The sequence below is a fragment of the Pseudomonas sp. FP1762 genome, assembly GCF_030687105.1.
Lineage (GTDB): Bacteria > Pseudomonadota > Gammaproteobacteria > Pseudomonadales > Pseudomonadaceae > Aquipseudomonas > Aquipseudomonas siliginis.
The window spans coordinates 1,616,038-1,642,186 of record NZ_CP117458.1 but is presented as its reverse complement, the minus strand read 5'-3'; the positions used below and the strand labels follow the sequence as shown (position 1 = coordinate 1,642,186).

Here is a 26,149-nt window from a genome sequence, read left to right as displayed (position 1 = left end):
CCTTATAAAGGCGTGGTGGAGACACCCGCCGCAGCGTAGTTTTCAAAACTGTTCATCTGCTTGGCAATTTGCGAAATCTTCGTCGCGTAGTTCGGGTCGGTGGCGTAACCGGCCTTCTGCAACTCGCGTACAAACTGTTCTGGGTTATCGGCCGACTTCAGCACTTCTTGATAGCGATTGTTGCTCTGCAGCAACGTCACCAGATCGTGGAAGCTGTCCTTGTACGAGGCGTAGGAACGGAACTCGGCCGTCTCCTTGGCCATCGCGCCATTGCGGAACTCGCTGGTGATCGCGCGGGCCGAATCGCCCTTCCAGTTACTGCTCGCCTTGATGCCGAACAGGTTGTGGCTGCTGCTGCCATCCTGAGCGCGCATGACCGATTTGCCCCAACCGGTTTCCAGTGCCGCTTGCGCCACCAGATAACGCGGATCGACGCCGATGCGGTCGGCGGCTTCCTTGGCCATCGGCAGCATGGTATTGACGAATTCGTCGGCAGAACTGAAGGCTTTCTTCGCCGGTGCCAGCGGAATCTGCGCCATGGCGCGGCCGTAGACCTGCATCTGCCCGCCAGCGGCTTTCTGCTCTTCAGCACGGGCCAGCCAGTCACCGTTGTACAAGGCGCCTGAGCCTGTGACGGCGGTGGTCGCAGCCCGTTGTGGCAAGGCGTTGGTCGCTGCTGCTGCAGTGGCCACGCTCGGCGCCGACGGCACCAGACCGGCGAGCAAGCGATCGGCCAGTTTCGGCGGCAATGCCAGACGCCGCTGGTTGATCAGCGCCATGTCGTTGCGATGGGAAGTATCGGTGTTGTTCGGAGCATGCACCGAGCGCGATGCCCACAACGGACGCTCGCCGTTGACGCGGGACAGCGGACCGGTGGCGACGGTGCCAGCGGCAATCGGCGTCGGCACGGCGGCGGCCTTGGCCAGCGCTTCCTGCTGCTTGGCGGCGGACGCGGCGGCAGCCTCGCCCGGCGCCATCGGCTTGTTCTTGGACATCTGGCGGATCAGCACGTCGGCCAGGCCGATACCACCGCCCTCGCGGGACATCGAAACCGCCAGCTGCTGGTCGTACATTTCCTGATACTGCTTGGCCGCCGGCGTGTTCAGCGGGTTGTCCTGACCAAGCGCTTCGGTGGCCGAGCGCATCGACTTGAGCATTTCGCCGAGGAACAGCGACTCGAATTCCTGCGCAACCTTGCGCATGTTTTCGTCGCTGTTCTTGTCGCCGACCTTGAGCTGGTTCAGACGATTGAGGTCGGAGTAGGACCCCGAATCGCTGCTGCTGACCAGACCGCTTTTGCGCATATCCATGGTGGCTGGCCTCAGATCACGATCAGGTCGGCTTGCAATGCGCCGGCCTGCTTCAGAGCTTCGAGAATCGCCATCAGGTCACCCGGTGCTGCGCCGACCTGGTTCACCGCACGGACGATCTCGTCGAGGGTGGTGCCCGGGCCGAACTTGAACATCGGTTTGGCTTCCTGTTCGGCATTCACTCGCGAGCGCGGTACGACGGCGGTCTGGCCGTTGGATAGCGGGCCAGGCTGGCTGACGATCGGGTCTTCGGTGATGGTCACGGTCAGGCTGCCGTGGGTAACGGCGGCTGGCGACACTTTCACGTTCTGGCCGATGACGATGGTGCCGGTGCGCGAGTTGATGATGACTTTCGCCACCGCCTGACCCGGATCGATTTCGAGGTTTTCCAGAATCGACAGGTAGTCGACGCGCTGGCTCGGATCCAGTGGCGCAGTGACGCGCACCGATCCGCCGTCGATGGCTTGGGCGACGCCAGGGCCGAGCATGTCGTTGACCTTGTCGACGATGCGCTTGGCGGTGGTGAAGTCGGAACGGTTGAGGTTCAGCGTCAGGCTGTTGCCCTGGTTGAAACCGCTCGGCACCGCACGTTCCACCGAGGCACCGCCAGGGATGCGACCGGCCGACGGAACGTTGACGGTGATCTTCGAACCATCGCGGCCTTCAGCGTCGAAACCGCCAACCACGAGGTTGCCCTGAGCGATCGCATAGACGTTGCCGTCGATACCCTTGAGCGGCGTCAACAGCAAGGTGCCGCCGCGCAGGCTCTTGGAGTTACCGATCGAGGACACGGTGATGTCGACCTGCTGACCTGGCTTGGCAAACGCTGGCAGATCGGCACTCACCGACACCGCCGCGACGTTCTTCAACTGCACGTTGCCCGATCCCGGCGGTACCTTGATGCCGAACTGCGAGAGCATGTTGTTGAAGGTCTGCAGGGTGAACGGAGTCTGCGTCGTCTGGTCACCGGTGCCGTTAAGCCCGACCACCAGGCCGTAACCGATCAACTGGTTGGAGCGCACGCCGGAAATGCTGGCGATGTCTTTCAGCCGCTCGGCGTGTGCGGTGAACGCCGCAGACATCAACAACGCGGCCACCATAAGGCTTTTCAGATTCAACGTAGCCACCTAGAAAGGGAACAGCGGGCTGAGGAAGAAACGGTCGAACCAGCCTGGCTGACTCGTATCGGCAAACGCGCCGGTACCCGAGTAGGTGATGCGCGCATCGGCGACACGGGTCGACGACACGGTGTTGTCGGTCGCGATGTCATCAGCGCGGACCATACCGGCGATGCGCACCAGTTCGTCACCGGTGTTGAGCGTCAGCCACTTCTCGCCACGCACGGCGATGATGCCGTTGGGCAGCACGTCGGCCACGGTCACGGTGATCGAACCGGTCAGGCTGTTGCTCTGCCCGGACTTGGCGTCGCCCTTGGTCGAACGGTCGGCGCTGTAGCCGGCGTTGAGGCTCAGGTCACCGCCACCAATCGGGTTGTTGGTGGTCAGGCTGGAGCCGAACAACGAGGTCAGACCGATCGAGTTATCGCTGTTCTTGTCCATCTGCGAGTTGGCGTTCTTGCTCGCCTGGGTGCGCTCGTTCAGGGTGATGGTGATGATGTCACCGACCCGGAACGCCTTGCGGTCGCTGTACAGGTTCTGCTCGAAGCCGGCCTGATAGATCGAGCCGTTGTTGGCAGCCGCCGGCAACGGTGTGCGCGGCAACACCGGGGCGTAGTAAGGGTCATTGGGCTTGGGCGTCGGGGCGACGCAGCCCGCGAGCGAGACGACCCCACTCAATGCCAGAACAGATACAAAGCGCTTCATGACCCTACCTCACGGTGTTGCTGGCGACCTCAGGCCGCCCCAAAGACTGGATTACAGATTCTGCGTTACGAACGAGAGCATCTGGTCGGCGGTGGAGATCACCTTGGAGTTCATCTCGTAGGCGCGTTGAGTGGTGATCATGTTGACCATCTCTTCAACGGTGCTGACGTTCGAGGTTTCCAGGGTGTTCTGCAGCGTGGTACCGAAACCGTTCAGGCCCGGAGTGCCGATCTGCGGCGCGCCGGAAGCAGCGGTTTCCAGGAACAGGTTGTTGCCCACTGCTTGCAGACCGGCCGGGTTGATGAAGTCGGCGGTCTGCAGGTTGCCGATCACTTGCGAGGCCGGGTTGCCGGCGATGGTGATCGACACGGTGCCGTCACGGCCAACAGTGAAGGTCTGCGCATCGTTCGGGATGATGATCGCCGGTTCCAGCGCGAAACCGCTGGCGTTGACGATCTGGCCATTGGAGTCGAGGTGGAAAGTACCGTCACGGGTGTAGGACGTGGTGCCGTCCGGCTGCAGGATCTGGAAGAAACCGCGACCGTCGATGGCCATGTCCAGCGGCTGCTCGGTGGTTTGCAGGCTGCCGGCGGTGAAGTTTTTCTGGGTACCGACAATGCGCACACCGGTACCCACTTGCAGACCCGACGGCAGTTCGCTGTCCTGGGTCGACTGGGCGCCTGGCTGACGCTTGATCTGATAGAGCAAGTCCTGGAACTCGGCACGGTCACGTTTGAAACCCGTGGTCGAAACGTTCGCCAGGTTGTTGGAAATGGTGGTCAGGTTGGTGTCCTGGGCGGACAGACCGGTTTTGGCAACCCATAGAGCCGGAAGCATTCGATTCTCCTCGTGCGCCTGTTTTACGGCGCGACGTTCTGATAATTAGCTGATCTGCAAGACCCGAGCCATGGCCTGGTCGTCGTCTTTGGCGGTGTTCATCATCTTGACGTGCAACTCGAACTGCTTGGCCAGGGCCAGCACCGAAGTCATTTCTTCCACGGCATTGACGTTGCTCGACTCAAGGAAACCCGAGACCAGTTTGACGTTGGCGTCGGCTTGCGCCGGCTGGCCGTCCTTGGTGTAAATCGAACCGTCGAGGCCTTTGTTCATGTTCTTGATGTCCGGGTTGACCAGCTTGATCCGGTCGACTTCGGCCATGACGCGCGGACCTTCGCCCATTGCGCGAATGCTGATGGTGCCGTCTTCACCGACTTCGACCTGCTGCTCGGGCGGCACGGCGATCGGGCCGCCATTACCGATCACCGGCATGCCGTTGCCGGCGCGCAGTACTCCGAGGGCATCGATGTTGAGGCTGCCGGTACGCACGTAGCTTTCACCACCGCTGGGGTTTTGCACGGCGATGAAACCGTTGCCGGATACCGCGACGTCGAGTTCACGACCGGTCTGCACCAGCGAGCCCGGCGTGAAGTCGGTGGCAGGACGTTCGCTCATGGCAAACGCGCGCGCCGGAAAGCTGTCACCGAATACCGGCATCGAACGCGCCTGCTCGAGGTCGCGCTGGAAGCCGTTGGTGGAAATGTTCGCCAGGTTGTTGGCATGCGCCCGCTGCGCCAGTGCGTTCTGGCTGGCGCCGGTCATTGCCACATAAAGGTACTTGTCCACAGTGTTTCCTCTGCATGCCGGACGTTTGCCGCCCACCGCTGTACTGCTCAGCCATAAGCAATTTGCAGACCAACTTTTTATTGGCGGGCGAAGGCCCGGTAAACAGGGGACTTGGGGGGATCGGAGGGGGAATCTGAAATGGGTCGAAGACGAAAAACCGGCGGTGTCATGCCGGTTAGTGGCAATCCTGAGTTCGGCGGGGATGGCGATCCTGTGGCGAGGGGATTTATCCCCGTTCGGCTGCGCAGCAGTCGCCAAGCCTGCAAATGAGGTCGCAGTGAAGGAAAAGCGGGGCCGCTGCGCAGCCCATCGGGGATAAATCCCCTCGCCACAAAGGCTCTATTTAGCTTTCGGAGGTTTTGCCAACCTCATACTCACGCAACTTGTTGGCAATCGTCGTGTGCGACACACCGAGTCGCTTGCCCAACTGCCGACTGCTTGGATGCTCGGAATACAGCCGTTCCAGCACCGCTTTCTCGAAGCGCCCGACGATCTCGTCCAGACTGCCGTCGAGGGAAAAATCGCCAAGCGGCTGACGCACGCCGTAATCCGGCAGGCGAATATGTTCGGCCTTGACCGTGCCGCCGTCGCACAGGGAAACCGCCTGGAACAGCACGTTCTCCAGTTGCCGCACATTGCCCGGCCAGTGGTAATGGCTGAGGCGATCCATCGCCGCCGGGGCCAGTTTCGGCAGCGGACAGCCGATCTGCCGACTGGCCTGGTCGAGAAAGTGTTCAACCAGCGGCGTCAGGCCGTCGAGGCACTCGCGCAGCGGCGGGATGTGCAGCGACAGCACGTTCAAGCGGTGATAGAGATCCTGGCGAAACTCGCCGCGCGCGCACAATTCGGACAAGTCCACCTGCGTCGCGCAGATCACCCGCACGTCCAGATACACCTCTTCATCACTGCCGACGCGACGGAAGCAACCGTCCTGAAGAAAGCGCAGCAATTTGACCTGCAAACGCGGACTCATCTCGCCGACGCCATCGAGAAACAGCGTGCCGCCAGCGGTCAATTCGAGCAGGCCAAGCTTGCCTTCGGCCCGCGCACCTTCGAAGGCGCCGGGGCCGTAGCCGAACAACTCGGTCTCGGCCATCGACTCCGGCAGTCCGGCGCAGTTGAGCGCCATCAACGGTGACTGTCCGCGCGGGCTGGCGAGGTGGCAGGCGCGCGCCAGCAATTCCTTGCCGGTACCGGTTTCGCCTTCTATTAATAGCGGCGCATCCAGCGGCGCCATGCGCCGCGCTTCGCGGACCACGGCGGCCATGACTTTCGAACTTTGAAAGATGCTGTCGAACCCGCGCAGCTCTTGCTTGCGCACATTGTAGATTCGCTCGCCGACCCGATCGGCGCGGTGCAGGGTCAGTACGGCGCCGGCCATGGCCTCGCTGTCGTCGTGTTCCGATTGCAGCGGCGCGATGTCGGCGAGAAAGATGTCGCCCTTGACCTTGACCCGCATGCCGTTGATCCGCGATTTGTTGGCGCGCACCAATTCCGGCAAATCGAAATCCTCGGCGTAGCGCGACAGCGGAATCCCCGGCACCTCATCGACGCGCACCCCGAGCAACTGCGCCGCCGCGCGATTGGCCGCAACGATCGAACCGCCCATGTCGATCGACAGCACCGGAAATTCCAGCGCGCCGAGCAACGCATTCAGTTCCATGTGCCGGCGCTCGCTGGGCATCAGCCCGACGCGTTTGACCCCGAACACCCCGCCGATCGCCTCGAACTTGGGGCGCAACGCCTGGAACTGGATGTTGATCAGGTTCGGGCAGTGCAGGTAGATCGCATTGCCATGCTCACCACCCACCTCGCCGCGTGCGACGTTGATCCCGTACGCCACCAGCAGATTGAGGATGTCACGCAAGATGCCGATGCGATTCTGGCAGTGGACTTTGATGCGCATAGAAAAAGGTCCGACAGGTTTGAAAGATAAACACATGTCCTTGTGGGAGCGAGCCTGCTCGCGAAGGCGCCAGCACATCCAGTATCGATGTGTCAGACAGACCGCTTTCGCGAGCAGGCTCGCTCCCACAGGGTTCTCTGGCGCGCCCGGGGCAGATGTTTCTGTCGAGGCACGCAGATAGTTGTCAAGATTATGTGACAGCCCCGACCCTTTTCAAACCCGCCAATCACCGTAAATGCGCATTACCCGACAAAGCGTAACGATAACTTTACGAAATACGCAGAATTTTCCTACGCACACACCGGTCAACATGCTGCACGCCCTGTCACTCTCGGGTATTCCTTTAGCCATCGCTGGACATAACAAAAACGAATTTCCTAGCAGGAGAGCAGCATGAAGCAGACGCAATACGTGGCTCGCGAGCCCGATGCGCAAGGTTTTATCGACTACCCCGCCGAAGAACATGCGGTGTGGAACACGCTGATCACTCGCCAGTTGAAGGTGATTGAAGGTCGCGCGTGCCAGGAATATCTGGACGGTATCGAAAAACTCGGTCTGCCCCACGACCGCATCCCGCAACTGGCCGAGATCAACAAAGTCCTCGGCGAGACCACCGGCTGGCAGGTTGCCCGGGTGCCGGCGCTGATTCCTTTCCAGACGTTTTTCGAGTTGCTTGCCAGCAAGCAATTCCCCGTCGCCACCTTCATACGTACCCGCGAAGAACTCGACTATCTGCAAGAGCCGGACATCTTTCACGAGATCTTCGGCCACTGCCCGCTACTGACCAACCCCTACTTCGCTGAGTTCACTCACACCTATGGCAAGCTCGGCCTGCAGGCGACCAAGGAAGAGCGCGTGTATCTGGCCCGGTTGTACTGGATGACCATCGAATTCGGCCTGGTCGACACCCCGCACGGCAAGCGCATCTACGGCGGCGGGATTCTGTCTTCGCCGAAAGAAACCGTTTACTGCCTGTCGGACGAGCCTGAGCATCAGCTCTTCGATCCGCTGGAAGCCATGCGCACGCCGTATCGCATCGACATTCTGCAACCGCTGTACTTCGTCCTGCCCAATCTCAAGCGCCTGTTCGACGTGGCCCATGAAGACATCATGGCCATGGTCCGTCAGGGCATGCAGCTGGGCTTGCACGCGCCGAAATTTCCGCCGAAACCCAAAGCCGCCTGAACCGCGACTTTTGCTGACAATTGCGTCTGTCCGTGGCCGCCACTTTGCTTTAGCGTGACGGCATTGGCGGCACACGCGCTTTAATAAAAAACACACTCGTTTTCAGGAATCCACCATGTCGACTTTGAACCAAGCCCACTGCGAAGCCTGCCGCGCCGATGCGCCACAAGTCAGCGACGAAGAACTGCCGATCCTGATCAAGCAGATCCCTGACTGGAACATCGAAGTGCGTGACAGCATCATGCAGCTGGAAAAAGTTTTCCTGTTCAAGAACTTCAAGCACGCGCTGGCGTTCACCAACGCCGTCGGCGAAATCTCCGAGGCCGAAGGTCACCACCCGGGCCTGCTGACCGAGTGGGGCAAAGTCACCGTGACCTGGTGGAGCCATTCGATCAAAGGCCTGCACCGCAACGACTTCATCATGGCTGCGCGCACTGACGAAGTAGCGAAGACCGCAGAAGGACGCAAGTGATGCACTTCGACGCCATCGGCCGGGTTCCCGGCGACCCGATTCTCGGTTTGATGGAGGCCTATGCGCAGGATGCCAATCCGCGCAAGTTCGACCTTGGCGTTGGCGTCTACAAGGATGCCCAGGGCCTGACGCCGATTCCCGAAGCGGTGAAAATCGCCGAAGCGCGACTGGTCGAAAGTCAGGACACCAAAACCTACATCGGTGGCCACGGCAACCCGCTGTTCGGCAAGGTCATCAATGAGCTGGTGCTCGGTGCCGACTCACAACTGATCACCGAACAACGCGCCGGCGCCACCCAGACCCCGGGCGGCACCGGCGCCCTGCGTCTGGCTGCCGACTTCATCGCGCAATGCCTGCCGGGCAAAGGCGTGTGGTTGAGCAACCCGACCTGGCCGATTCACGAAACCATTTTCGCCGCCGCCAAGGTCAAGGTCAGTCACTACCCTTATGTGGGCAGTGACAATCGCCTCGACGTCGAAGCGATGCTCGCCGTGCTCAAGGAAGTGCCGAAGGGCGACGTGGTGCTGCTGCATGCGTGCTGCCACAACCCGACCGGTTTCGACCTGAGCCATGACGACTGGAAGCGCGTGCTTGAAGTGGTGCGCAGCCGCGATCTGCTGCCGCTGATCGACTTTGCTTATCAGGGTTTTGGCGATGGCCTGGAGCAGGACGCGTGGTCGACCCGGTTGTTCGCGGCGCAAGTGCCGGAGCTGCTGATCACCAGTTCCTGCTCGAAGAACTTCGGCCTGTATCGCGACCGCACCGGGGCACTGATCGTCTGCGCGACCAGCGCCGACAAGCTCATCGACATCCGCAGCCAACTGGCCAACATCGCCCGCAATCTGTGGTCGACGCCGCCGGATCACGGCGCGGCGGTGGTCGCGACCATCCTCGCCGATCCAGAGCTGAAAGCGCGCTGGGCCGATGAAGTGGAAGCGATGCGTCTGCGGATCGCCCAGCTGCGCAGCGGTCTGGTCGAAGCGCTGGAACCCCACGGTTTGCGCGAGCGTTTCGCACACATCGGTGTGCAACGCGGGATGTTCTCCTACACCGGCCTGTCGCCGGAACAGGTGAAAACCCTGCGCGAGCGGCACAGCGTGTACATGGTCAGCTCCGGCCGCGCGAACGTCGCCGGCATCGACGCCACCCGCCTCGCATCGCTCGCCGACGCCATCGCCGACGCCTGTAAATAATCCCCCCCGCCCGACTGATCGTTCCCACGCTCTGCGTGGGAATGCCTCTTCGGACGCTCTGCGTCCGCTTTGGGACGCAGAGCGTCCCCGGCTGCATTCCCACGCGGAGCGTGGGAACGATCAAATGCAGGGTCTGGGGCCGCTTCGCAGCCCATCGGGGATAAATCCCCTCGCCACGAAAGCCCACTCCCACATTTGGTTTTTGTGGTCGCCTCCCCTCCCTGCGGCCATCTGTCGCATTAATTTGAATTAAAAGTCTGATTGTCATTTTTCCTGCTGTATCCTGCGCAGGCTTTGTAAAGCGCGGAGCACCTGATCTATCAACAGACTTAGCGAGGAGCGCACCCATGCACGAGATTCCCAATCTCCCCTTCCCAAGCCTGCACGTACCTGAGCAGACGACCCCGCAACACGCCGGCGCTGAAAAGCCCGAGCCGCAGGAAGCCGCTGACAGCCGCAAAGCCGACAGCGAAGAGTAAGACCCGCCGTACAGACCGTGTGGAAAGCGCTAACATGCGCTTTCCACACTGCCTGAAACCCGAGCCCGCCATGACCGACGAATTCTCCGAAAGCCAAGCTGCCGTGCTGATCGGCGCCACCGAGAAGATGATCGAGATCTGGAATCGCCTCTCGCCCGAGAAGCAAGCTGCCCTGCTCGAACGTTTCGGCAGCGAAGAAAACGCCCTCGCCGCCCTCGTCACCACGCAACTGGTCGCCCCGGCGAAATCGTGAAAGCGCCGCCCGGCAAATAGTTTTACTTTTCCCCGCCCCTGAACGGTTCACGCCGGTATCATGAGCAGCCTATCTAATCTGCTGCTCCCGTGGATCGTTACCCATGTCGTCTATATCCGAGCCCCAGCGTCCGCTGGCGGTTACGCTGCAAGTAGTCTCCATCGTCCTCTTCACCTTTATCGGTTACCTGAACATCGGCATCCCGCTCGCCGTGTTGCCGGGCTATGTCCACAGTGACCTTGGTTTCGGCGCCGTGATCGCCGGGCTGGTGATCAGCGTGCAATACCTCGCCACCCTGCTCAGCCGCCCGTATGCCGGCAAGATCATCGACAACCAGGGCAGCAAACGCGCAGTGATGATTGGCCTCGCTGGTTGCGGCTTGAGCGGTGTGTTCATGCTGATTTCCGCGTGGACGCCGAACCTGCCGCTGCTCAGTCTGATCAGCCTCTTAATTGGCCGTCTGGTGCTGGGCAGCGCGGAAAGCCTGGTCGGTTCCGGTTCGATTGGCTGGGGCATCGGCCGGGTCGGCGCGGCGAATACGGCGAAAGTGATTTCCTGGAACGGCATCGCCAGTTATGGCGCCCTGGCGATCGGCGCGCCGTTCGGTGTGTGGCTGGTAAGCAGGTTGGGGCTGTGGAGCATGGGCGTGAGCATCATCCTCCTCGCTTTGCTCGGTCTGGCGCTGGCATGGCCGAAGACCGCCGCGCCGATCGTCGCCGGTGAACGCCTGCCGTTCATGCATGTGCTGGGCAAAGTCTTCCCCCACGGCTGCGGGCTCGCGCTGGGTTCGATCGGCTTCGGCACCATCGCCACTTTCATCACCCTGTACTACGCGACCCAGCACTGGGACAACGCGGTGCTGTGCCTGAGCCTGTTCGGCGCCAGCTTCATCGGCGCGCGGCTGCTGTTCGGCAACCTGATCAACCGCCTCGGCGGCTTCCGCGTGGCGATTGCCTGCCTGTCGGTGGAAACGTTGGGTTTGTTGTTGCTGTGGATCGCGCCGGATGCGCATTGGGCACTGGCGGGCGCGGCGCTGAGCGGTTTCGGCTTCTCGCTGGTGTTCCCGGCGCTGGGCGTGGAAGCAGTGAATCTGGTGCCGGCCTCGAGCCGTGGCGCGGCGGTCGGTGCCTATTCACTGTTCATTGATTTGTCGCTGGGGATCACCGGGCCGCTGGCCGGGGCGATCGCAGCAGGATTCGGTTTTGCTTCGATCTTCCTGTTCGCAGCCTTCGCTGCGTTGAGCGGACTTGGCTTGAGTGTCTATCTGTATAGGCACACGGCAAAATACCGCGAGGCTTAAAAATCCACTTTGCCGCGCCCGGCCTTGATACTGCCGCGCTTGGTTTTCGACTCCAGCCGACGCTTCTTCGAGCCGAGGGTCGGCTTGGTCGGGCGGCGTTTCTTTTCCACTTTGGTGGCGCTGAGAATCAGCTCGACCAGCCGCTCCAGCGCATCGGCGCGGTTGGCTTCCTGGGTGCGATATTGCTGCGCCTTGATGATCAGCACGCCGTCGCTGGTGATACGGCTGTCACGCAGCGCCAGCAGGCGTTCCTTGTAGAACTCCGGCAATGACGAGTTGGGAATGTCGAAGCGCAAGTGCATGGCGCTGGAGACCTTGTTGACGTTCTGCCCACCGGCGCCCTGCGCGCGGATGGCGGTCAATTCGATCTCGGCATCCGGCAGATGCACGTTGTTGGAAATCACCAGCATGGAAAAGCGTCCGTAATCAGAGCGTGCAGGATAACCCGATTCACTCAACCTCTGTGGGAGCGAGCATGCTCGCGAAGGCGGTGTGTCAGTCGATGCAGATGTTTCTGATGGACCACTTTCGCGAGCAGGCTCGCTCCCACAGGGTTCGGTGTGATGTCAGATTTTTCCATTTCAAAACAACAAACCCGGCACTCTGGCCGGGTTTGTCGTTTCTGCCTGCGAGGTTATTTCGCGGTCGTAGCCACCACCGGCTGCACACTGCGCTTGTTCTTGATCAGGTAGCAGACCCACATGAACACCACCCACACCGGAATCGCGTATACCGAGATCTGAATCCCCGGGATCAGCAGCATCACGCCGAGGATGAACACCACGAACGCCAGGCAGACGAAGTTGCCGTACGGATACCACAGCGCCTTGAACAGCGGCGTCTGTCTGGTCTGGTTCATGTGCTGGCGGAATTTGAAGTGCGAGTAGCTGATCATCGCCCAGTTGATCACCAGCGTCGCAACCACCAGCGACATCAGCAGTTCCAGCGCGTGCTGCGGGATCAGGTAGTTGAGCAACACGGCAACCAGCGTCACTGCCGCCGAAGCCAGAATCGAACGCACCGGCACGCCGCGCTTGTCGATCTTCGCCAGAGCTTTCGGCGCGTCACCCTGCTCGGCCATCCCCAGCAGCATACGGCTGTTGCAGTAGGTGCCGCTGTTGTACACCGACAGCGCGGCGGTCAGCACGACGAAGTTGAGGATGTGCGCGGCGGTGTTGCTGCCGAGCATCGAGAACACTTGTACGAACGGGCTGCCGCTGTAGGAATCGCCCGAGGCGTTGAGCGTTTCCAGCAGGCTGTCCCAAGGAGTCAGCGACAGCAGGATCACCAGCGCGCCGATGTAAAAAATCAGGATGCGGTAGATCACCTGGTTGATCGCTTTCGGAATCACGGTTTTCGGCTTGTCGGCTTCAGCGGCGGTGAAACCGAGCATTTCCAGACCGCCGAAGGAGAACATGATGATCGCCATGGCCATCACCAGACCACTCACCCCATTGGGGAAGAAACCGCCGTGGGACCACAGGTTGCTCACCGAGGCTTGCGGGCCGCCGTGGCCGCTGACCAGCAAGTAGCTGCCCAGGGCGATCATGCCGACGATGGCCACGACCTTGATGATCGCAAACCAGAATTCGGCCTCACCGAAGACTTTGACGTTGGCCAGGTTGATCGCGTTGATCAGCACGAAGAATGCAGCAGCGGAGACCCAGGTCGGGATGTCGGGCGCCCAGTAATGGATGTACTTGCCGACCGCTGTCAGCTCGGACATGCCCACCAGAATGTACAGAATCCAGCAGTTCCAGCCCGAGAGGAAACCGGCGAAACCGCCCCAGTATTTGTGCGCGAAGTGGCTGAAGGAACCGGCCACCGGCTCTTCGACGATCATTTCGCCGAGCTGGCGCATGATCATGAAGGCGATGAAGCCGCAAATGGCGTAGCCGAGGATCATCGACGGGCCGGCGGATTTCAGTACCCCGGCAGAACCGAGGAACAATCCGGTACCGATCGCGCCACCGAGGGCGATCAGTTGAATATGGCGATTTTTCAGGCCGCGTTTAAGCTCGCCTGATTGCGAGGGTTGTCCACTCATGAAAAGGTCTCACGCAAGGTTTGATGATGTTCAGTAGACGTTGCTGCAAGGTTGCGATTTCAGGCAGCCCCGATCAAACCCCAGCGCAGGCACCAGGAGTTCAGCTCATTTACAACGGTCATGCGTCACCTGTTTGTTTTTATCTGTGACGAAATCGAACCCGGCACGCTTGTGGCGCGGCGGAGTGAACAAGGCGGATAGCCTCGAGATTTTTGCGATTACGCAGAGGGTCACAGTTAAAACGCGGCGCATTGTACACCGCTAACCCCCTGCTGCCAGACCCGCCTGATCAGCGTGTCGGTTGCCGGGATTGCGCGTGTCCGCCTCGACAGTGCCGAGCGGCTGCAAAATATGAGTCAGGCCTTTGCAGGCCATCGACTGGGACGAGGAAAAAACCGTCCCACGGGGAGAAGTGGAAATCAGTCGCGGCGTACATTGCGCCTCCTTCTTGTTATTCGCCTGCACGACAGGCATGGGGCGCATAACACCCTGCCTGAAAGCTGGAAACAAGCGCGCCAGAGCCTTGCGCGGCAGCTGTTCTCCCGGCTTACGGAAGCTTTTCCTTACAACCGATGCGGAGGCGGGAAATCACCGCTCCGGCGGGGTCTATTCGTCACGTTTTGTTTACAACGTGTAACGAATATTTTCCGAATCAGAAATTTCCGAAGGATGTCTGCATATTGACGGTAGCTAGCTTGCTATCAATTTCGCCTGCCTAATTTTTTGTTTTCAAAAAAGAAAATCGATCCTGAAAAACAGAACAAAAAGTCTATTTAAAAATTAAATGGATAAAATTTTGCATTCGCAAAAAGCCTCAACTAGGTTTTTCACGTCTCACCGGCCACCTCGACCGGTCAGTCATAAACCGTGAAATTCTCTAGGAGATCGACCATGCAAGCACTGGAAAAAGACTTGGATACCGAACTGCAACTGGACGAATGGTTTGAAGCGCCAACCCATGAGGCCGCTGTGGAAATGATGCAAGCCGACGCGGTGGTTCCGTTCGGCACGGCGATGTGGCCTCTGTAAGACATCCCGGGCAGGCACGGTCCGGCCGGTCGTGCCTGCCGCTTCATTCCCCGGTCAGTCAGGGAGGATTCATGGACAAGCCCCGCGCCATCTCGCATTTCCTTTACTACCTCGAACATCACCCTGCCCTCGCCGGCCTCGACTCGGCGAAGGTCATGCTTGGCCACACCGCCGATTACGAAGCCCTGACCGGCGCCATTGCCGAACAGGCCGGCGAGCATCCGCGCTTTCAGTTCAGTGCCCGGCGTCTGGACCTGGAAAGCACCGCAGCGCTGTCCGAGGCAATTGCCGACAGCGATCTGTACATTTTCTTCTACGACTCTTCCACCCTGCCCAACCCACGCCCCGACGGCCCGGAATTCGTCCGCGCACTGCAAGCGGTGATGGCGGAAAACTGGAAGAAGTCGCTGCTGTTCAAGGATTACGGCGACTATTTCTACGACACCTTCAGCATCACCCCGCAACGCATCGCCGGACTCAACAGTCACTTGATCCAGCGCATGTCCCAGGCGACCACGCTGAGTTTCAAGGATGACCACGGCTCATGGTTCGAAACGCCGATGAGCAGCATCAAGAAGTGGACCGACATCAATGGCGTCGGCAACTTCGACCTCGCCCCCGGCGAAATCGCCACCCACAGCGAAGCCATCAATGGCCACGTGAAGTTCAAGGGCACCTTCCTCAGCACCATCCCGTTCGCGCGCAAGTACGGCGTGCTGGAATCACCGCTGGAGCTGTGGATCGAGAACTCGACCATCAGCCGCATCGCCACCGACGTGCCGGGGCTGGAACATGATTTCAACAAGTACCTGGATGCCAACCCGTCGAACCGGCGGATTGAGGAGTTGGGGATTGGCACAAACGAAGGCGTGAAGGATCTATATGCGCGCAATGCCGGGTTTGAGGAGCGGCATTGTGGGTTGCATCTTGGATTAGGCGGTGGCGCCAAGGGCAGTCATCACCTGGACCTGATTTTTTCTGGCGGGGTGTTGGCGCTGGATGACAAGCCGGTGTTTGACGGGCGGTTTGTGTTTTAGGCGACTGACGCCTTCGCGAGCAGGCTCGCTCCCACAGGGATTTATGTTCGACGCAACTCCAATGTGGGAGCGAGCCTGCTCGCGAAGAGGCCCAATCAGACGCTACATGAGTTTCGCCAGACGAAAAAAAACGCCAACCCTGAGGTTGGCGTTTTTGCTTCAGCTTGTAGCTTGCAGCTAGTAACTCACAGCTGCCTTATTCCGGTTTCTTGCGACCGAAACCCGGGCGCTGACCGGAACCAGCCGGTGCGCCGCGACGCTTGCCCGAGGGCTTGTCGCCGTCGACCAGTTTGATCCCCGGACGCTTTGGCGCCGGTTTGGCCGGGCGCTTGTTGGTGGTGTCGGCTGGACGATCCGCCACTGGCGTACCGCGACCGGCCGGTGCACGACCTTCGCCACGCTCAGTGCGACCGCTGGCCGGACGCGGTGCGCGCTCGCCGTCACGGGCAACTGGCTTGCGACCTGGACGCTCGCCTTCGATTTGCGGCTCGCGGCCCGGGCGTGGACCGGTCGGTGCGCCGGCGGCTGGACGCAGGGTACGTACGCGCTCGGTCTTGGCCATCGGCCGCGACGATTTGCGCTGCATGCGTTCGAGCTTGTCCTTGCTCTTGGCGTTCAGCTGCGGCATTGCCACCGGCGTCAGGCCGACTTCGGCGCTGAGGACGTCGACTTCGTACTGGCTCATTTCGCGCCAGCGGCCCATCGGCAGGTCGGAGTTGAGGAACACCGGACCGAAACGCACGCGCTTCAGACGGCTGACCACCAGACCCTGCGATTCCCACAGACGACGCACTTCACGGTTGCGCCCTTCCATGACCACGCAGTGGTACCAATGGTTGAAGCCTTCACCGCCCGGCGCCTGTTGAATGTCGGTGAAACGCGCCGGGCCGTCTTCCAGCACCACGCCGGCCTTCAGGCGTTCGATCATCTCGTCGTCGACTTCACCGCGTACACGCACGGCGTACTCGCGGTCCATCTCGTAGGACGGGTGCATCAGACGGTTGGCCAGCTCACCGTCAGTAGTGAACATCAGCAGACCGGTGGTGTTGATGTCGAGACGGCCGATGTTGATCCAGCGGCCTTCTTTCGGACGCGGCAGCTTGTCGAACACGGTCGGACGGCCTTCCGGGTCGTCACGGGTGCAGATTTCGCCGTCGGGCTTGTTGTACATGATCACGCGGCGCACCGATTCGGCGGCCTCTTCGCGTTTGATCACTTTGCCATCGATGGTGATGGCGTCGTGCATGTCGACGCGCAGGCCGAGGGTGGCGTCTTTGCCATTGACCTTGATCCGGCCCTGGCTGATCCAGGATTCCACGTCACGGCGCGAGCCGACGCCGATACGGGCGAGGACCTTCTGCAGCTTTTCGCCTGCTGGGCCGATTTCCTGGTCGTCTTTCTGACTGATGTCACTCATCTGGGCACCTCCCGGTGTGGTCTGTTCAGGCGGCGCCTGAAGTATTGAAAACTGGGTCCAGGCCGAAGGGATCGGCGAAGGGTCGCGAATCATACGCGGATGTGCGCCATCGCGCATCAGAGACTAGCTGATCGATTGCCGGTTATTTCTTTTTCCGCCGACCGGCACCACCGAGTTTGATCAGGCGCAGCGCGGCTTCGGCCAGCACCGTGCGTTTGTCGTCCTTGTCGAGCTTCTTCCAGGCCTTGATCTCGCGCTTGCTGCGACCGCAACCCAGGCAGATGTCGTCGGAGAATTTGCAGAGGCTGATACAGGGGTCTTTGGTTGAGCTCATCATCCTCTCCAGAAACACATCAAACCCTGTGGGAGCGGGCTTGCCCGCGATAGCGGAGTGTCAGTCAACATCATTGGATCTGACCCACGGCAATCGCGGGCAAGCCCGCTCCCACAAGGATCCGGATCAATCGTCGAACTCGCGCCGTTCGGCTTCGATCGCCTCGGCCAGTGCGCGGGCTTCGGCTTCTTCTTCGCTGAGTTCCGGTTCAGGCTGTTCGAGGGCGGCAACGGCGGCCAGGAGTTTCTCGCGGGCCTCGGCGACGCCCAGGACGTCCTCTTCCGGTTCGGCGTCAGGCGCCGCTTCAAGTTCAACTTCAGCTTCAACAACCGGCGCGATGATCTCAGGCTCAGACACCGGCGCTTCGCCATCCACCGCATCACGCAGCAAGTCGTCAAAGTCGGTTTTGATGCCTTCTTCCATGCTGTCCAGCTCCAGCAGCAGGGAATGGAAACTGGTTTCTTCCTTCTCCTCCTCCGGCTCGGCGCTGGCGTCGGCCAGTTCCTGCAGACTCTGCGGCACCGGCGCGTCGTCGAAGTCGAGCACCGGTTCGGCTTCCATCTCGCGCAGTTCGGCCAGCGGCGGCAGGTCTTCGAGGTTTTTCAGGTTGAAGTGGTCGAGAAACGCCTTGGTCGTGGCGAACATAGCCGGTTTGCCCGGCACGTCCCGATAGCCGACGACGCGGATCCACTCACGCTCGAGCAAGGTCTTGACGATGTTGCTGTTGACCGCCACGCCACGCACGTCTTCGATCTCGCCACGGGTGATCGGCTGGCGATAGGCGATCAGCGCGATGGTCTCCAGCAACGCACGGGAATAGCGCTGCGGGCGTTCTTCCCAGAGACGGCCGACCCACGGTGAAAACTTCTCGCGGATCTGCAAGCGATAGCCCGACGAGACTTCCTTGAGTTCAAAGGCGCGGCCCTCGCAGGACTTGCCGAGCAGGGTCAGGGCTTTCTTGAAGACCGCCGGCTCCGGCCGCTCGCCTTCTTCAAACAGTTCATACAGGCGCTCAAGGGATTGCGGCTTTCCCGAGGCCAACAGAAAGGCTTCAAGCAGGGACGCCAGCTCGCGGGGTTCAGTCAGGTTCATACAGGGACTCGTTATTCGGCTCGGGCTCGCACGTGGATCGCGGCGAACGGCTCATTCTGCACCAGCTCGACCAAGGATTCCTTGACCAGTTCAAGGATCGCCATGAAGGTCACCACCACACCCAGACGGCCTTCTTCGGCGGTGAACAGCTCGACAAACGGCACGAAGCCGCCGCCCTTGAGCCGTTCCAGCACATCGCTCATGCGTTCGCGGGTGGACAGCGCTTCGCGACTGACCTGGTGGCTTTCGAACATGTCGCCACGGCGCAGCACCTCGGCCATGCACATCAGAATCTCTTCCAGCGCGACGTCGGGCAACAGCTTGCGCGCCCGCGCTTCCGGGGCGTCGAGCTTGGGCACGATCACATCGCGACCGACCCGGCTCAGACCATCAATACCTTCGGCAGCGGCCTTGAAGCGCTCGTATTCCTGCAAGCGGCGGATCAGTTCGGCGCGTGGATCGTCTTCTTCATCTTCGACGGTTTCGGCGCGCGGCAGAAGCATGCGCGATTTGATCTCGGCGAGCATCGCCGCCATCACCAGGTATTCGGCGGCCAGCTCCAGACGCACCGATTGCATCAACTCGACGTAGCCCATGTACTGGCGGGTGATTTCCGCCACCGGAATGTCGAGGATATTGATATTCTGTTTGCGGATCAGGTACAGCAGCAGGTCGAGCGGACCTTCAAAGGCTTCAAGGAAGACTTCCAGCGCATCCGGCGGGATGTACAGGTCCAGCGGCATTTCCATGACCGCCTGGCCATAGACCATCGCGAACGGCAGTTCCTGCTGGGCGCCGGCCTGGGGATCGACCACGGTTTCCACTGCGGACATTCAGGCCTCGACCATGAACGGCGTCGGATCGCCGCAACCGACGCGGACCACTTCCGGGTCGTCGCCGGTCAGGTCAATCACCGTCGAGGCTTTGATGCCGCCGAAGCCGCCGTCGATGATCAGATCGACCTGGTGCTCGAGCAACTGGCGCATTTCGTAGGGATCGGTAAGTGGGTCTTCATCGCCGGGCATGATCAGCGTCACGCTCATCAGCGGCTCGCCGAGTTCGGCCAGCAGCGCCAGCGCAATCGGATGGCTCGGCACGCGCAGGCCGATCGTGCGTTTCTTCGGATGCAGCAACAGGCGCGGCACTTCGCGCGTGGCGTTGAGAATGAAAGTGTAAGGGCCGGGTAGATGCGCCTTGAGAATGCGGAAGGTGCCGGTGTCGATCTTGGCGTAATTGCCCAGTTGCGACAGGTCGCTGCAGATCAGCGCGAAGTTGTGCTTTTCATCGAGCTGACGCAGACGTCGCACACGCTCGATGGCGGTCTTGTCGCCGATCTGGCAACCAATGGCGTAGGACGAGTCCGTGGGATAAATCACCACCCCGCCTTTGCGGATGATCTCGACCGCCTGTTTGATCAGGCGCGCTTGCGGGTTTTCCGGATGTATCTGGAAAAATTGACTCACATTCTCTACCTGTTCAGACGGCGGCAATATCTGTGTCATGTTTGAACCGACACCACAGGGGTGGAAGGTCCTCGGGAACCGGCCGGTACTGGCCGATTTCGGACCAGCCGCCAGGGCCATGGAAGTCACTGCCGGCGCTGACCAGCAGACCGAACTCACGGGCAAGGATCGCCAGGCTGCCCACCTGTTCTGCGGGCTGATGGCCATTGACCACCTCGATAGCATGCCCGCCTGCTTGAATATAGTCGGCAATCAGCTTTCGGCGCTTGCTACGGGTGAAATCGTAGTGCCATGGATGCGCCAGGCTGACCCAGGCACCGGCGGCGCGCAGGGTGCCGACAGTGTCTTCCAGCGTCGGCCAGTGCAGTTTGACGTCGCCGAGTTTGCCGGCGCCGAGCCATTTGCGAAATGCCTCGGCGCGATCCTTTACATAACCTTCACGCACCATCCAGTCGGCGAAATGCGGCCGGGCCGGCGCGTTGCCGCTGTCGCCCAGTTCCTGCTGGATCTGCCGGGCGCCGTCGAGGGCACCGGGCATCCCCTTGAGGGCGAGCTTGCGGCTTATTTCTTCCGACCGCAGCCAGCGGCCATCGTGCAATTTGGCGATCGCTTCCACTAACGGCGCAGCGTTGACGTCGAAGCCGTAACCCAGCACGTGAATAGTCGCCCCGCCCCAGGTGCAGGACAATTCGACGCCATTGACCAGTTGCATGCCCAACTCGGTGGCGGCAGTACGCGCCTCGGCGAGCCCCTCAAGAGTGTCGTGGTCGGTCAACGCCAGGACTCGCACGCCGTTTTCGAACGCTCGCGCAACCAGAACCGCAGGCGCCAAGGCGCCGTCGGAGGCCGTGCTGTGGCAGTGCAAATCAACATTCACGGGGAGTTGTAACCTCAAATCAGCTGGCGCTATCGCGCGCCCATATGTTTGTTATTATGCCGCCACATCCAGCTTCTGGCTCTCACTGTGAAACAATTCATCGATTTCATCCCGCTTCTGCTGTTCTTCATCGTCTACAAACTTGATCCACGGGTCGTCGACATTGCCGGCCAGCAAGTGACCGTAGGCGGTATCTACAGCGCCACGGCGATGCTGATCATCAGTTCCCTGGTGGTGTACGGCGCGCTGTTCATCAAGCAGCGCAAGCTGGAAAAGAGCCAGTGGCTGACGCTGATCGCCTGCCTGGTATTCGGCAGCCTGACGCTGGCCTTCCACAGCGAAACCTTCCTGAAATGGAAAGCGCCGGTGGTCAACTGGCTGTTCGCTGCGGCGTTCATCGGTAGTCACTTCATCGGCGATCGCTTGCTGATCAAACGCATCATGGGTCACGCGCTGACCCTGCCCGACCCGGTCTGGACCCGCCTGAACATCGCCTGGATCGCGTTCTTCCTGTTCTGCGGCGCAGCCAACCTGTTCGTCGCTTTCACCTTCCAGAGCATCTGGGTCGACTTCAAGGTGTTCGGCAGCCTGGGCATGACCGTGCTGTTCCTGGTCGCACAGGGCGTCTACCTGTCGCGCCATCTGCATGACACCGATACCACAACGCCAAAAACCGAGGACTGACATGCTCTACGCCATCATTGCCACCGACGTTGCCAACTCGCTCGAAGCTCGCCTGTCCGCGCGCCCGGCGCATCTGGAACGCCTGCAAGCGCTCAAGGGCGAAGGCCGCATCGTGCTGGCCGGCCCGCACCCGGCCGTCGACAGCAATGATCCGGGCGCAGCGGGTTTCACCGGCAGCCTGATCGTCGCCGAGTTCGACTCCCTCAGCGCCGCACAGGCCTGGGCCGATGCCGATCCGTACATTGCCGCCGGCGTCTACGCCAATGTGATCGTCAAGCCGTTCAAGCAAGTCCTGCCTTAAGTCCTTCCACGCGATGAACCTTCTCGGTTCATCGCGCTCTCAATCGCTCATTATTCTCGTTTGCCTGCCGACAACCTGCCCAATATCCATTTGGAAACAGGTGTCGCGATGCGCAAGGGTCCGTTGTGTCTGATGTTGCTCACGTTGTCGATCATGGCCCCCGCCCATGGTGAGGAAACCACCGAAAGCGGCAGCTCCACGCCATTGTCATTGAGCGCCGGCAGCCAGATCACCGAGCTGCAACAGCGGCTCAAGACCAGTGAGCAGCAGCGCGAAGAACTGAACAAACAACTGCAAAATGCCGACAACACTCGCGAAAGCGCCCAGCTCGCCCGGCTGCGCCAGGAGAACCAGCGTCTGAAGCTGCAACTCAAGGAAGCCCAGGCCAGCCCGCTGCCGCGTTTGCTGACCGACCAACAGCAGTGGTTCGTCACTGGCGCCGGGGTAGCGCTATTGGCGCTGCTCTGCGGTATCTTTGCCAGTGGTGCAAGCCGAAAACGTCGGCAATGGCTAAATTGAGTGAGTCATGAGCGAGCTGTTACTGATTGATGATGACCAGGAGTTGTGCGAACTCCTGAGTAGCTGGTTGAGCCAGGAAGGCTTCCAGGTGCGCGCCTGCCACGACGGCCAGAGCGCCCGCAAGGCGTTGGCCGAAACCGCCCCGGCGGCGGTAGTGCTGGACGTGATGCTGCCCGACGGCAGCGGTCTGGAACTGCTCAAGCAGTTGCGCAACGACCACGCCGACCTGCCGGTGCTGATGCTGTCAGCGCGTGGCGAACCGCTGGACCGCATCCTCGGCCTCGAACTGGGCGCCGACGATTACCTGGCCAAACCCTGCGACCCCCGCGAACTGACCGCGCGCCTGCGCGCCGTGTTGCGCCGCAGCCATCCGGCCGCCGTATCGACGCAACTTGAGCTGGGTGATCTGAGTTTCAGCCCGGTGCGCGGCGTAGTCAGCATCGACGAAAAAGAACTGACCCTGACCGTCTCCGAAAGCCGCCTGCTCGAAGCCCTCCTCAAGCAGCCCGGCGAGCCGCTGGACAAACAGGAACTGGCGCAACTGGCCCTCGGCCGCAAGCTGACCCTGTACGACCGCAGCCTCGACATGCACGTCAGCAACCTGCGCAAAAAAATCGGCCCCCACCCCGACGGCCGCCCGCGCATCGTCGCGCTGCGTAGCCGTGGTTACTACTACAGCCTGTAAAACCATCTAGTTTCGTGTACGAGCTGCCCAAGGCGGCGATCTTCAGGCTGCAGGACGCAGAGCGTCCTCGGCTGCATTCCCACGCAGAGCATGGGAACGATCAGATCGCAGCCTTCAGCACCTCCTGCACTGGAAATGTGTAAGGCCGAGCGCGAAACGTCTTTACCGAAGCTTTACGCTGCGCTGACCGCCGCTGACCTTGATCTGCGTAATCTGCACTCATCCGGAACGTACCGGGAACGAGACAAGGAGATACACCATGCGCAAGACTCTTATCGCTCTGATGTTCGCTGCCGCTCTGCCAACCGTGGCCATGGCCATGCCGCAGGATGGCGGTCCGCTGGGTGGTCCGCTGGATGGCCCGCGCCACGGCGGTCAGATGCACGGTGGCATGCACGACAAAGGCCCGTACAGCCAGCTCGACCTGACCCGCGAACAGCGCGAGCAGATTCGCAAGATCATGGGCGAGCAGATGCACGAGCGTAAGCAGGTGGTCGACAAGTACCTGGAAAAACTCTCGCCGGCCGACCAGAAAGCCATGAAGGACGAGATCGCGGCCAACCACAAGAAAGCCGAGTCCGATGTCCGCGCACTGCTTAAGCCCGAGCAACAGAAGCAGTTCGACGAGATCCAGAAGAAACGCGCCGAACGCCGCGCCGAATGGGCCGAGTTCAAGGCCTGGAAAGCGCAGCAGGCACCAAAGGCGCAATAATGGCTTGACCCTGGGCCCGACGACTCACATCGTCGGGCCTGTTCCATTCAAATCGAATGTGGGAGCGAGCCTGCTCGCGAAGGCGGTGTATCAGCCAGCGATGAATTGACTGACACTGCCTTCGCGAGCAGGCTCGCTCCCACATTTGAACGGTGTAATTTTCGAGGAGTTTCTGTGCGTTCACTGTTCTGGCGGATTCTTGCGAGCTTCTGGCTGGCCATCGCTCTGGTAGCCGGGCTGTCGATTCTGCTCGGGCACATGCTCAATCAGGACGCATGGATTCTCAGCCGCCATCCCGGCCTCAACACGCTGGCGGCGGAATGGACGCAGACTTACGAAACCCAAGGCGAAGAAGCCGCCCAGGACATCCTCGAACAACGTAAACGCCAGTATCACATCGACGTTCAGGTGCTCAACGAAACCGGCGATCCGGTGGTGCGTGGCACCTTCCCGCGCCGGGCCGCCGCGTTCGAGGCGCGGCAGAACAACGACGATCGCCGTCTGCCGTGGCGCCGCCTGACCGACGAAATCACCAGCGAAAAAACCGGTGACACCTACCTGTTCATCTACCGCATCCCGCACCCGGAACTCGACGCCTGGCACCGCGAAAGTCTGCTCTGGCCACTGAGTGCGCTGGGTATTGCGCTGGTGGTGCTGACCCTGTTCAGTTTGCTCGTGACTTTCTCCATCACCCGCCCGCTCAGTCGCTTGCGCGGCGCGGTACATGATCTGGGGCAGACGACTTATCAGCAGAACAGTCTGGCGAAACTGGCCAACCGCCGTGACGAATTCGGCGTGCTGGCCACCGATTTCAACCGCATGGGCGCGCGCCTGCAAAGCCTCATCGGCAGTCAGCGCCAGTTGCTGCGCGATGTCTCCCACGAACTGCGCTCACCACTGGCGCGCCTGCGCATCGCGTTGGCTTTGGCCGAGCGTGCCAACCCTGAAGAGCGCGAAAAACTGTGGCCACGCCTGACCCGTGAATGCGACCGGCTGGAGGCGTTGATCAGTGAAATTCTGGTGCTGGCGCGAGTCGATGCCGACAATGCCAGCGCTGAAGAAGTGGACCTGAATGCGTTGCTCGCCACACTGCAAAAGGATGCGCAGCTCAGCTCCCCCGAGCAGACCGTGCGCCTGCAAGCTGAGTCACAAATGAATCTCAAAGGCTGGCCGACGATGATTGAGCGCGCCGTGGATAATCTGCTGCGCAACGCCCAGCGCTTCAACCCGAGCGATCAGCCGATCGAATTGCAGGCAGCGCGGCAGGGAGAGCGGATTGTCATCAGCGTGCGCGACCATGGGCCGGGGGTACAGGCGGAACATCTGAGCCAGTTGGCTGAACCGTTTTATCGCGCGCCGGGGCAGACCGCTGCCGGGCATGGCCTGGGGCTGGCGATCGCCAAACGCGCGGCAGAACGGCATGGCGGCACGCTGACGCTGGCCAATCATCCGCAGGGCGGCTTTGTGGCGAGTCTGGAATTGCCGCTGGTACCGGGAGTCGTGGTCCAGCCCTGAAAAAGCCCCTCACCCCAACCCTCTCCCGGAGGGAGAGGGTTGGGGTGAGTTGTCTGCCGTTGTGCATCGACCTTATGGATTCGCAGAAACCAGACGTCCGGTATCCCGACGCTGGATTCAGCGAAGGACGCTCAGGTCGGTGTAATTCCAAAGCATCCCCCAATCAGTCCCCTCTCCCTCTGGGAGAGGGTTAGGGTGAGGGGCTTTTGATCTTCAGACCTTACCTGGCCAGGCGCTGACGAACTCAGCCAGATCAACCTTCTCCGCCACGCGCGGCTCTTTCTGCGGCGTGCCGAGATAGAGGAACGCGATCACCTCCTCGCCTTCCACCAGCCCCAGGCCTTCGGCCACATGCTTGGAGTACGCCAGATCCCCGGTGCGCCACACCGCGCCAATTCCCTGCGCATACGCCGCGAGCAAAATCCCGTGGGCCGCACAGCCGGCCGTGAGCAGTTGCTCGGCCTTCGGATATTTCACGTGTTCCTGCAATTTCGCGATGACCACAACCACCAGCGGCGCGCGCAGTGGGCCGTTGCGCGCCTTGTCGATCATCGCGTCGGTGACTTCGCCGCCCTGCTGGCGGGCCGCCTCGGCCAGCAACTCGCCCATTTGCTCACGCGCCGCGCCTTCGACGGTCAAAAAGCGGTAAGGCTGCAAATGCCCGTGATCCGGGGCACGCAAGGCCGCGCCGAACAGGGCTTCGCGCTGCTCGGCAGTAGGGGCCGGTTCGACCAGGCGGGGAACGGAAACACGGTTGAGCAACGCGTCGAGAGCCTGCATCGGCCACCTCCTTTGAAAAATGTGCAGCTATTCTAGCTGCAACTGCGCAGCGCCTGCCGGTTTACATGCCTTGCCCCGCAGGTAGAATGGCGCCCTTGTTCAATCAGCCCGAG

29 protein-coding genes are annotated in these 26,149 nt (G+C 61.1%); 14 read left to right on the top strand and 15 right to left on the bottom strand.

What is annotated here, in order from left to right; genetic code table 11:
- Positions 1–2: 2 nt before the first annotated feature.
- The 6 genes from flgJ to PSH90_RS07185 form a co-directional block, all read right to left on the bottom strand.
- Positions 3–1,310 carry a flagellar assembly peptidoglycan hydrolase FlgJ gene (gene flgJ / locus PSH90_RS07210; protein WP_305382435.1) on the bottom strand — a complete coding sequence of 436 codons (1,308 nt, stop codon included), beginning with the start codon at positions 1,308–1,310 and terminating at the stop codon, positions 3–5.
- An 11-nt stretch (positions 1,311–1,321) separates the two neighbouring features.
- Positions 1,322–2,410 carry a flagellar basal body P-ring protein FlgI gene (locus PSH90_RS07205; RefSeq protein ID WP_024012083.1) on the bottom strand — a complete coding sequence of 363 codons (1,089 nt, stop codon included), beginning with the start codon at positions 2,408–2,410 and terminating at the stop codon, positions 1,322–1,324.
- Positions 2,411–2,437: 27 nt separating this feature from the next.
- Positions 2,438–3,133, bottom strand: coding sequence for a flagellar basal body L-ring protein FlgH (flgH, locus tag PSH90_RS07200; RefSeq protein ID WP_016771110.1), 696 nt, complete (start codon positions 3,131–3,133; stop codon positions 2,438–2,440).
- A 51-nt stretch (positions 3,134–3,184) separates the two neighbouring features.
- A complete protein-coding gene (flgG, locus tag PSH90_RS07195; protein WP_016771111.1) occupies positions 3,185–3,970 on the bottom strand; it encodes a flagellar basal-body rod protein FlgG in 786 nt (261 codons plus the stop codon).
- Between the two features lie 45 nt (positions 3,971–4,015).
- Complete coding sequence (locus tag PSH90_RS07190; protein ID WP_016771112.1) at positions 4,016–4,756, bottom strand: flagellar basal body rod protein FlgF; 741 nt, start codon at positions 4,754–4,756, stop codon at positions 4,016–4,018.
- 343 nt (positions 4,757–5,099) lie between these two features.
- Entirely contained in the window at positions 5,100–6,662 is a 1,563-nt protein-coding gene (locus PSH90_RS07185) for a sigma-54-dependent phenylalanine hydroxylase transcriptional regulator PhhR (RefSeq protein ID WP_016771113.1), read from the bottom strand.
- A gap of 393 nt (positions 6,663–7,055) precedes the next feature.
- Between PSH90_RS07185 and phhA the strand changes: the two genes are divergently transcribed.
- From phhA to PSH90_RS07155, 6 genes are all read left to right on the top strand, one after another.
- Entirely contained in the window at positions 7,056–7,847 is a 792-nt protein-coding gene (gene phhA, locus PSH90_RS07180; protein ID WP_041478990.1) for a phenylalanine 4-monooxygenase, read from the top strand.
- 115 nt (positions 7,848–7,962) lie between these two features.
- Positions 7,963–8,319 (top strand): 4a-hydroxytetrahydrobiopterin dehydratase, encoded by a 357-nt coding sequence (locus PSH90_RS07175; protein WP_003222798.1) that lies wholly within the window; start codon positions 7,963–7,965, stop codon positions 8,317–8,319.
- Positions 8,319–9,512 (top strand): amino acid aminotransferase, encoded by a 1,194-nt coding sequence (locus PSH90_RS07170; protein WP_252868994.1) that lies wholly within the window; start codon positions 8,319–8,321, stop codon positions 9,510–9,512. Before PSH90_RS07175 ends, PSH90_RS07170 begins: the two co-directional genes overlap by 1 nt.
- Positions 9,513–9,859: 347 nt before the next feature.
- Positions 9,860–9,991 carry a hypothetical protein gene (locus PSH90_RS07165; protein WP_016771117.1) on the top strand — a complete coding sequence of 44 codons (132 nt, stop codon included), beginning with the start codon at positions 9,860–9,862 and terminating at the stop codon, positions 9,989–9,991.
- A 70-nt stretch (positions 9,992–10,061) separates the two neighbouring features.
- Entirely contained in the window at positions 10,062–10,244 is a 183-nt protein-coding gene (locus tag PSH90_RS07160) for a hypothetical protein (protein ID WP_039761215.1), read from the top strand.
- A 112-nt stretch (positions 10,245–10,356) separates the two neighbouring features.
- Positions 10,357–11,544 carry an MFS transporter gene (locus PSH90_RS07155; RefSeq protein WP_095180869.1) on the top strand — a complete coding sequence of 396 codons (1,188 nt, stop codon included), beginning with the start codon at positions 10,357–10,359 and terminating at the stop codon, positions 11,542–11,544.
- Here the strand turns inward: PSH90_RS07155 and arfB are convergent.
- Together arfB and PSH90_RS07145 are read right to left on the bottom strand one after the other, a co-directional pair.
- On the bottom strand, positions 11,541–11,954 hold the full coding sequence (gene arfB, locus PSH90_RS07150) for an alternative ribosome rescue aminoacyl-tRNA hydrolase ArfB (RefSeq protein WP_016771119.1): 414 nt from the start codon (positions 11,952–11,954) through the stop codon (positions 11,541–11,543). The two genes, PSH90_RS07155 and arfB, sit on opposite strands and share 4 nt — an antisense overlap.
- A 224-nt stretch (positions 11,955–12,178) precedes the next feature.
- The gene (locus PSH90_RS07145) at positions 12,179–13,591 is read right to left on the bottom strand and encodes an amino acid permease (RefSeq protein ID WP_150742448.1); all 1,413 of its coding nucleotides are present in this window, start codon (positions 13,589–13,591) and stop codon (positions 12,179–12,181) included.
- Between the two features lie 891 nt (positions 13,592–14,482).
- Between PSH90_RS07145 and PSH90_RS07140 the strand changes: the two genes are divergently transcribed.
- Both PSH90_RS07140 and PSH90_RS07135 read left to right on the top strand, forming a co-directional pair.
- On the top strand, positions 14,483–14,620 hold the full coding sequence (locus tag PSH90_RS07140) for a hypothetical protein (RefSeq protein ID WP_003222780.1): 138 nt from the start codon (positions 14,483–14,485) through the stop codon (positions 14,618–14,620).
- 71 nt (positions 14,621–14,691) lie between these two features.
- The gene (locus PSH90_RS07135) at positions 14,692–15,657 is read left to right on the top strand and encodes a hypothetical protein (RefSeq protein ID WP_024012077.1); all 966 of its coding nucleotides are present in this window, start codon (positions 14,692–14,694) and stop codon (positions 15,655–15,657) included.
- A 196-nt stretch (positions 15,658–15,853) separates the two neighbouring features.
- On the opposite strand, the gene rluB is transcribed toward PSH90_RS07135, so the two are convergent.
- From rluB to PSH90_RS07105, 6 genes are all read right to left on the bottom strand, one after another.
- Entirely contained in the window at positions 15,854–17,074 is a 1,221-nt protein-coding gene (gene rluB, locus PSH90_RS07130; protein WP_305382434.1) for a 23S rRNA pseudouridine(2605) synthase RluB, read from the bottom strand.
- Positions 17,075–17,216: 142 nt separating this feature from the next.
- Positions 17,217–17,408, bottom strand: coding sequence for a DUF1289 domain-containing protein (locus PSH90_RS07125; protein ID WP_016771121.1), 192 nt, complete (start codon positions 17,406–17,408; stop codon positions 17,217–17,219).
- A 126-nt stretch (positions 17,409–17,534) separates the two neighbouring features.
- Positions 17,535–18,500: an SMC-Scp complex subunit ScpB gene (gene scpB / locus PSH90_RS07120; RefSeq protein WP_252883364.1), complete on the bottom strand. Its 966-nt coding sequence runs from the start codon at positions 18,498–18,500 to the stop codon at positions 17,535–17,537.
- 11 nt (positions 18,501–18,511) lie between these two features.
- Positions 18,512–19,210 (bottom strand): ScpA family protein, encoded by a 699-nt coding sequence (locus PSH90_RS07115; protein ID WP_172828192.1) that lies wholly within the window; start codon positions 19,208–19,210, stop codon positions 18,512–18,514.
- A gap of 123 nt (positions 19,211–19,333) precedes the next feature.
- A complete protein-coding gene (locus PSH90_RS07110; protein ID WP_041478985.1) occupies positions 19,334–19,963 on the bottom strand; it encodes an L-threonylcarbamoyladenylate synthase in 630 nt (209 codons plus the stop codon).
- Positions 19,964–19,976: 13 nt separating this feature from the next.
- Positions 19,977–20,840 (bottom strand): PHP domain-containing protein, encoded by an 864-nt coding sequence (locus tag PSH90_RS07105; protein WP_039761090.1) that lies wholly within the window; start codon positions 20,838–20,840, stop codon positions 19,977–19,979.
- Positions 20,841–20,927: 87 nt separating this feature from the next.
- Between PSH90_RS07105 and PSH90_RS07100 the strand changes: the two genes are divergently transcribed.
- From PSH90_RS07100 to PSH90_RS07075, 6 genes are all read left to right on the top strand, one after another.
- Positions 20,928–21,524, top strand: a complete 597-nt coding sequence (locus PSH90_RS07100) for a septation protein A (protein ID WP_024012071.1) — start codon at positions 20,928–20,930, stop codon at positions 21,522–21,524.
- Between the two features lies 1 nt (position 21,525).
- Positions 21,526–21,825, top strand: a complete 300-nt coding sequence (locus PSH90_RS07095) for a YciI family protein (RefSeq protein ID WP_016771127.1) — start codon at positions 21,526–21,528, stop codon at positions 21,823–21,825.
- A 108-nt stretch (positions 21,826–21,933) separates the two neighbouring features.
- Positions 21,934–22,344 (top strand): translation initiation factor 2, encoded by a 411-nt coding sequence (locus PSH90_RS07090; protein WP_305382433.1) that lies wholly within the window; start codon positions 21,934–21,936, stop codon positions 22,342–22,344.
- A 7-nt stretch (positions 22,345–22,351) separates the two neighbouring features.
- A complete protein-coding gene (locus PSH90_RS07085; RefSeq protein ID WP_016771129.1) occupies positions 22,352–23,029 on the top strand; it encodes a response regulator transcription factor in 678 nt (225 codons plus the stop codon).
- 259 nt (positions 23,030–23,288) lie between these two features.
- The gene (locus PSH90_RS07080; protein WP_305382431.1) at positions 23,289–23,741 is read left to right on the top strand and encodes a Spy/CpxP family protein refolding chaperone; all 453 of its coding nucleotides are present in this window, start codon (positions 23,289–23,291) and stop codon (positions 23,739–23,741) included.
- A 174-nt stretch (positions 23,742–23,915) separates the two neighbouring features.
- A complete protein-coding gene (locus PSH90_RS07075; RefSeq protein WP_305382430.1) occupies positions 23,916–25,256 on the top strand; it encodes a HAMP domain-containing sensor histidine kinase in 1,341 nt (446 codons plus the stop codon).
- A 213-nt stretch (positions 25,257–25,469) separates the two neighbouring features.
- Here PSH90_RS07075 and PSH90_RS07070 read toward each other — a convergent pair whose 3' ends face one another.
- A complete protein-coding gene (locus PSH90_RS07070) occupies positions 25,470–26,036 on the bottom strand; it encodes a nitroreductase family protein (RefSeq protein ID WP_056783730.1) in 567 nt (188 codons plus the stop codon).
- Positions 26,037–26,149 lie beyond the last annotated feature (113 nt).

What these genes read in the sequence shown, in the direction of transcription:
- PSH90_RS07095 (WP_016771127.1), top strand. Translation starts at nt 21,526, where the DNA reads ATGCTCTACGCCATCATTGCCACCGACGTTGCCAACTCGCTCGAAGCT.
- PSH90_RS07145 (WP_150742448.1), bottom strand. Translation starts at nt 13,591, where the DNA reads ATGAGTGGACAACCCTCGCAATCAGGCGAGCTTAAACGCGGCCTGAAA.
- scpB (WP_252883364.1), bottom strand. Translation starts at nt 18,500, where the DNA reads ATGAACCTGACTGAACCCCGCGAGCTGGCGTCCCTGCTTGAAGCCTTT.
- PSH90_RS07085 (WP_016771129.1), top strand. Translation starts at nt 22,352, where the DNA reads ATGAGCGAGCTGTTACTGATTGATGATGACCAGGAGTTGTGCGAACTC.
- rluB (WP_305382434.1), bottom strand. Translation starts at nt 17,074, where the DNA reads ATGAGTGACATCAGTCAGAAAGACGACCAGGAAATCGGCCCAGCAGGC.
- PSH90_RS07140 (WP_003222780.1), top strand. Translation starts at nt 14,483, where the DNA reads ATGCAAGCACTGGAAAAAGACTTGGATACCGAACTGCAACTGGACGAA.
- PSH90_RS07090 (WP_305382433.1), top strand. Translation starts at nt 21,934, where the DNA reads ATGCGCAAGGGTCCGTTGTGTCTGATGTTGCTCACGTTGTCGATCATG.
- PSH90_RS07205 (WP_024012083.1), bottom strand. Translation starts at nt 2,410, where the DNA reads ATGGTGGCCGCGTTGTTGATGTCTGCGGCGTTCACCGCACACGCCGAG.
- PSH90_RS07160 (WP_039761215.1), top strand. Translation starts at nt 10,062, where the DNA reads ATGACCGACGAATTCTCCGAAAGCCAAGCTGCCGTGCTGATCGGCGCC.
- flgG (WP_016771111.1), bottom strand. Translation starts at nt 3,970, where the DNA reads ATGCTTCCGGCTCTATGGGTTGCCAAAACCGGTCTGTCCGCCCAGGAC.
- PSH90_RS07185 (WP_016771113.1), bottom strand. Translation starts at nt 6,662, where the DNA reads ATGCGCATCAAAGTCCACTGCCAGAATCGCATCGGCATCTTGCGTGAC.
- PSH90_RS07175 (WP_003222798.1), top strand. Translation starts at nt 7,963, where the DNA reads ATGTCGACTTTGAACCAAGCCCACTGCGAAGCCTGCCGCGCCGATGCG.
- phhA (WP_041478990.1), top strand. Translation starts at nt 7,056, where the DNA reads ATGAAGCAGACGCAATACGTGGCTCGCGAGCCCGATGCGCAAGGTTTT.
- PSH90_RS07135 (WP_024012077.1), top strand. Translation starts at nt 14,692, where the DNA reads ATGGACAAGCCCCGCGCCATCTCGCATTTCCTTTACTACCTCGAACAT.
- PSH90_RS07070 (WP_056783730.1), bottom strand. Translation starts at nt 26,036, where the DNA reads ATGCAGGCTCTCGACGCGTTGCTCAACCGTGTTTCCGTTCCCCGCCTG.
- flgH (WP_016771110.1), bottom strand. Translation starts at nt 3,133, where the DNA reads ATGAAGCGCTTTGTATCTGTTCTGGCATTGAGTGGGGTCGTCTCGCTC.
- PSH90_RS07080 (WP_305382431.1), top strand. Translation starts at nt 23,289, where the DNA reads ATGCGCAAGACTCTTATCGCTCTGATGTTCGCTGCCGCTCTGCCAACC.
- flgJ (WP_305382435.1), bottom strand. Translation starts at nt 1,310, where the DNA reads ATGGATATGCGCAAAAGCGGTCTGGTCAGCAGCAGCGATTCGGGGTCC.
- PSH90_RS07170 (WP_252868994.1), top strand. Translation starts at nt 8,319, where the DNA reads ATGCACTTCGACGCCATCGGCCGGGTTCCCGGCGACCCGATTCTCGGT.
- arfB (WP_016771119.1), bottom strand. Translation starts at nt 11,954, where the DNA reads ATGCTGGTGATTTCCAACAACGTGCATCTGCCGGATGCCGAGATCGAA.
- PSH90_RS07165 (WP_016771117.1), top strand. Translation starts at nt 9,860, where the DNA reads ATGCACGAGATTCCCAATCTCCCCTTCCCAAGCCTGCACGTACCTGAG.
- PSH90_RS07125 (WP_016771121.1), bottom strand. Translation starts at nt 17,408, where the DNA reads ATGAGCTCAACCAAAGACCCCTGTATCAGCCTCTGCAAATTCTCCGAC.